Origin of the sequence: Bradyrhizobium sp. YR681 (assembly GCF_000282615.1) — a bacterium.
In the GTDB taxonomy this organism is placed as follows: domain Bacteria; phylum Pseudomonadota; class Alphaproteobacteria; order Rhizobiales; family Xanthobacteraceae; genus Bradyrhizobium.
In genome coordinates this window covers 1-4,274 of record NZ_AKIY01000272.1, presented here as the reverse complement: position 1 = coordinate 4,274, position 4,274 = coordinate 1, and the positions used below count along the sequence as shown (strand labels likewise).

The window sequence follows — 4,274 nt, the reverse complement described above, 5'->3', positions numbered from 1 at the left end:
GGCGGCCGCCGCGAGACATGCCGCGATATCGAGCTGCGTAACGGCCGCCGGCGCGTCGCCGGTCGCGGCATGGGCCGAACCGGGCCAGAGCGCTGAAAGCACCACGACGGCTGCCAATTGAAAGAGTTTTTGAAAACGCATGATCCTTGCAGTCGGAAAGTCTTCTTCACGCTTGCCTTGGGGCCGCACTATCCATCATAGGGGCGGATTGGTGCTAGCTTGTGGCACAGCTTAAATCGGTTTCGGGGACTATCGTGTCGACATTCGAGTGGATCATTGCGCTGCTGCTCGGCGCCGTTGCCTTATCGGCGCTGGCGCGGCGGATCAAGGTCCCCTACCCGACCTTTCTCGCCATCGGCGGCGCGCTGATCGCCTTCGTGCCGTCGAGCCCGACCTGGGCGCTGGAGCCGGACCTGGCACTGGCGCTTTTTGTCGCACCGGTCCTGCTCGATGCCGCTTTCGACACCTCGCTGCGGGACCTCCGCAACAACTGGGTTCCGGTCTCGACCCTGGTCGTCGCCGCGGTCGGCCTGACCACCGTCGGCGTCGCCTATGTCGCGCACCGGCTGATGCCCGACATGCCCTGGGCCGCCGCAATTGCGCTCGGCGCCATCGTCGCGCCACCGGACGCGGCAGCCGCGGTTGCGATCCTGAGCCAGGTCAAGCTGCCTCACCGCATGGTGAAGGTCTTGGAAGGCGAGAGCCTGCTCAACGACGCCACCGCGCTGCTGATCTATCGCATCGCCGTCGGCGCCGTCGCGACCGAGCATCTGAGCTGGAGCCAGGTCGCGCCGACCATGGCGTTGGCGCTGGTCGGCAGCGTCGTCGCCGGTCTTGTCGCGGCCCGCCTGATCCCGCCCATCATGGAGCGCGTGACGGAAGCACCGAGCGCGATCATCGTGCAGTTCGCCACCACCTTCATGATCTGGATCGCGGCCGAGCATCTCGGCCTCTCCGGCATCCTCACCATCGTGATCTACGCCATCACCATCGCACGCACCGCGCCGGCGCGCATGCCGGCGCGGCTGCGGGTGCCGTCCTATGCCGTGTGGGACACGATGGTGTTCGTGCTCAACGTGCTCGCCTTCATGCTGATCGGCATGCAGATGCGGCCGATCTGGACGCGGCTGGATGCAGAGGTGCGCTGGGAATATTGCGTGGCAGCGGCCTGGATCCTGCTCACGGTGGTGCTGGTGCGGCTGCTCTGGATCACGTTCTACCGCACCACGCTGCGCGTGCTGATCGCGCACGATATCTATCACCCCAAGGATCCGAAGCAAGTCGCCTCGCCCAAGGGCGGCCTCATCATCTCCTGGTGCGGCATGCGCGGCCTCGTCACGCTCGCCACCGCCTTTGCGCTGCCTGAAAACTTTCCCTATCGCGACTTCATCGTCTTCATCGCCTTTGCCGTCGTGCTGGGATCGCTGGTGATCCAGGGCCTGACGCTGCGGCCGCTGATCCTGGCCTTCGGTCTCAAGGACGACGACCCCGTCGGCATCGAGGTCGCGCGCGGCCGCGCCATCGCCTATCGCGCCGCGCTCGATGCGATCGAGGACGATCCGTCGGAGGAAGCGGAAATCCTGCGGCTCGAATACCGCGCCATCCTGATGCAGGCGGACGACGATCCGCATGGCGGCATCACCAATGGCGAGCTCCCCGCCGATCCGCTGCGCCGCCGCGCCATCGAGGCCGCGCGCAAATCGATCTTCCACCTCCGCGCCACCGAGGTCATCGGCGACGATGCCTTCCACCGGCTCGAGGGGGAGCTCGATCTCGCAGAATTGAGCGCCGGGGGCTAGGCCCGCAGACACCCGCTGTCGTCCCGGACAAGCGAAGCGCAGATCCGGGACCCATACGCCGCAGCAATAGTTTTGCGAAGACCCGGAGTTACCAGCTCCGCGCCAAACCGCTCCCTGTGGTTACGCGTCAGGGCTCGCGCTGCGGCCCCCCCGGGACGACGTTGGAGGCGCGGTCTGCATTGAACCAAACCCTGCCTCCCCAGACTCATCCCCTATGACTACGATGATCGACGACCGTCGTGTCCGCGCGCGTGATGCGTCGCCTACACGATATTTTTATCTCCACATGGCGCTGGCCTGCGCGGCCACCGCGTTTCTCGGCTTCGCACCGACCTATTTTGTGCCACTTGCACGCGGTGCGTTGTCCGCAAGCCCGGTGATTCATTTTCACGGACTCCTGTTCTTCACCTGGTCTCTCTATTTCGTGATCCAGACCTGGCTCGCGGCCTCTGGCCGCGTGGTCAATCATCGCGCGCTCGGCATCGTCGGCGTTTCGCTCGCAACCGCGATGACGATCTTCGGCTTCCTCGCATCGGTGCATGTGATGCAGCATTCCGCAGCGCTTGGCCAGAAGGATGCCGGCATCGGCTTCTCGATCGTGCCGATGAGCGGTATCGCGTTCTTTGCGGTGGTGTTCGTGCTCGCCATCATGAACACGCGAAGGCCTGAAATTCACAAGCGCCTGATGCTGCTCGCCGCGGTGTCGATCCTCGATGCCGCGATCGCGCGCTGGTTCCTGACCTTCCTCGCGCCTCCCGGGCCGCCCGGCCCGCCGCCGGTGCCCGTCACGATCGCGCCGGCCGTGGTCGCCTCGCTCCTGCTCGTCGTCGCCATGGTGCGCGACTGGCGCACCGAGGGCCGCGTGCATCCGGTCTACATCACCGGCACGCTGGCGTTGCTGGCGGTGAAGGTGCTGAACTGGCCGATCAGTGAGACGGCAGCGTGGCATTCATTCGCCGGCGGGATCTTGGCGCTGGCGCAGTGAGTCATCGCTGTCGTCCCGGACAAGCTCCAATGTAAATCCGTCACCCTGAGGAGGCCGCTTCTTCAGCGGCCCTCGAAGGGCGACGGCCCGGCTGCATCGGGGCCGTTCATCCTTCGAGGCTCTCCATGGCGCGCGTTGCGCCCCATGGCTCGCACCTCAGGATGACGGTGCTGGCTGGGCTTACGCCCCCGCCTTGCACGTAATCCCGCCGTCCACCACGAGCTCGATCCCCGTGACATATTTCGACTCGTCCGACGCCAGGAACAGCGCGGCATTCGCAACGTCCCAGGCCTCGCCCATGTGCCCCATCGGCACCTGCGCGTCACGCGCACGCCACATCGCCTCGACGTCGCCCTTGGCGTAGCTGTTGGCGAGCCCCGCGGAATGCTCCACCATCGGCGTCTTCATCAGGCCGGGCAGGATCGCATTGACGCGCACATGATGCCGCGCGAACTCGATCGCGGTGGTGCGCGTCATCTGGTTCATCGCCGCCTTCGAGGTGCCGTAGGTGACGTAGGAAATTCCCATGTGGCGGATCGAGGCGATCGAGGAGATGTTGATGATCGAGCCGCCGCCCTGCTTCACCATGACGGGGATGACGTGCTTCATGGCGAAATAGGCGCTCTTGAGGTTGACGCTGAAGACGCGGTCCCAGCTCTCTTCCGTCACCTCGACCACGCTGCCCATCTCGGCGATGCCGACATTGTTGTCGAGCACGTCGATGCGGCCATAGGCCTTCAGGCACGCTGCGACCATCGCCTCGACCTCGGCGGGACGCGAGACGTCGGCGGTGAACGCCGTCGCGTTGCCGCCTTCGCCATTGATGATCTTCGCGGTCTCTTCCGCGGCAGCACCGTTGCGATCGACGCAGAACAGCTGCGCACCCTCGCGCGCAAAGGTCACCGCGGTGGCCTTGCCGTTGCCCCAGCCCGGTCCGATCGAGCCGGCCCCCACCACCATCGCAACCTTGCCCTTGAGCCGATCCATCGCGTGTCTCCCGTGTTGTTATTGATTGTAGCCCGGATGGAGCGAAGCGTAATCCGGGGCCACTGTTCCCGGATTTCGCTTTGCTCCATCCGGGCTACGGACCGTCGCAAATTTTCATCGTCGTGACGTTAGCACCGATGGGATGCCCGACAATCTCCGACAACGTCTGGCAGCTTCCATCGTGGCACAGCCGCCATTCCCCCGCCGCGCCGGAATTGCCAAGCACGACCTCCGGCATCGGCGCACGCTGCGGCTGCCACTGAAACCAGCCGTCGACGAGCCGCGCCTCGGGCGGCGGCTCCATGCCGGGGCCGGTGCCCTTGACCCGCGCCTGCACCAGCTCGAGGCCGGCAGGCGTGACGCGCCAGTCTTCCTGCCAGTCGACCTTCGCGATCGAATGCGTCCACACCAGCGTGAAGGCCGACAGCGCGAGCGCCTTCACGCCTCCCGCTGTTGCGAAGCAGAGGCTCACGCCGCCTCGACAATGGCCGGCGGACGCTGCC

General features: G+C 65.8%; 4 protein-coding genes. 2 read left to right on the top strand and 2 right to left on the bottom strand.

What is annotated here, in order from left to right:
* The first annotated feature begins 221 nt into the window (after positions 1–221).
* Positions 222–1,799: a cation:proton antiporter gene (locus PMI42_RS29875; protein ID WP_081502966.1), complete on the top strand. Its 1,578-nt coding sequence runs from the start codon at positions 222–224 to the stop codon at positions 1,797–1,799.
* A 214-nt stretch (positions 1,800–2,013) separates the two neighbouring features.
* A complete protein-coding gene (locus PMI42_RS29870; RefSeq protein WP_035967029.1) occupies positions 2,014–2,784 on the top strand; it encodes a hypothetical protein in 771 nt (256 codons plus the stop codon).
* Positions 2,785–2,964: 180 nt separating this feature from the next.
* On the opposite strand, the gene PMI42_RS29865 is transcribed toward PMI42_RS29870, so the two are convergent.
* Positions 2,965–3,771, bottom strand: a complete 807-nt coding sequence (locus PMI42_RS29865; protein ID WP_008141460.1) for an SDR family NAD(P)-dependent oxidoreductase — start codon at positions 3,769–3,771, stop codon at positions 2,965–2,967.
* Between the two features lie 94 nt (positions 3,772–3,865).
* Positions 3,866–4,274, bottom strand: a 409-nt coding sequence (locus PMI42_RS29860) for a DUF1850 domain-containing protein (RefSeq protein WP_008141458.1), incomplete at its 5' end; no start/stop codon positions are given.

What these genes read in the sequence shown, in the direction of transcription:
- PMI42_RS29870 (WP_035967029.1), top strand. Translation starts at nt 2,014, where the DNA reads ATGACTACGATGATCGACGACCGTCGTGTCCGCGCGCGTGATGCGTCG.
- PMI42_RS29865 (WP_008141460.1), bottom strand. Translation starts at nt 3,771, where the DNA reads ATGGATCGGCTCAAGGGCAAGGTTGCGATGGTGGTGGGGGCCGGCTCG.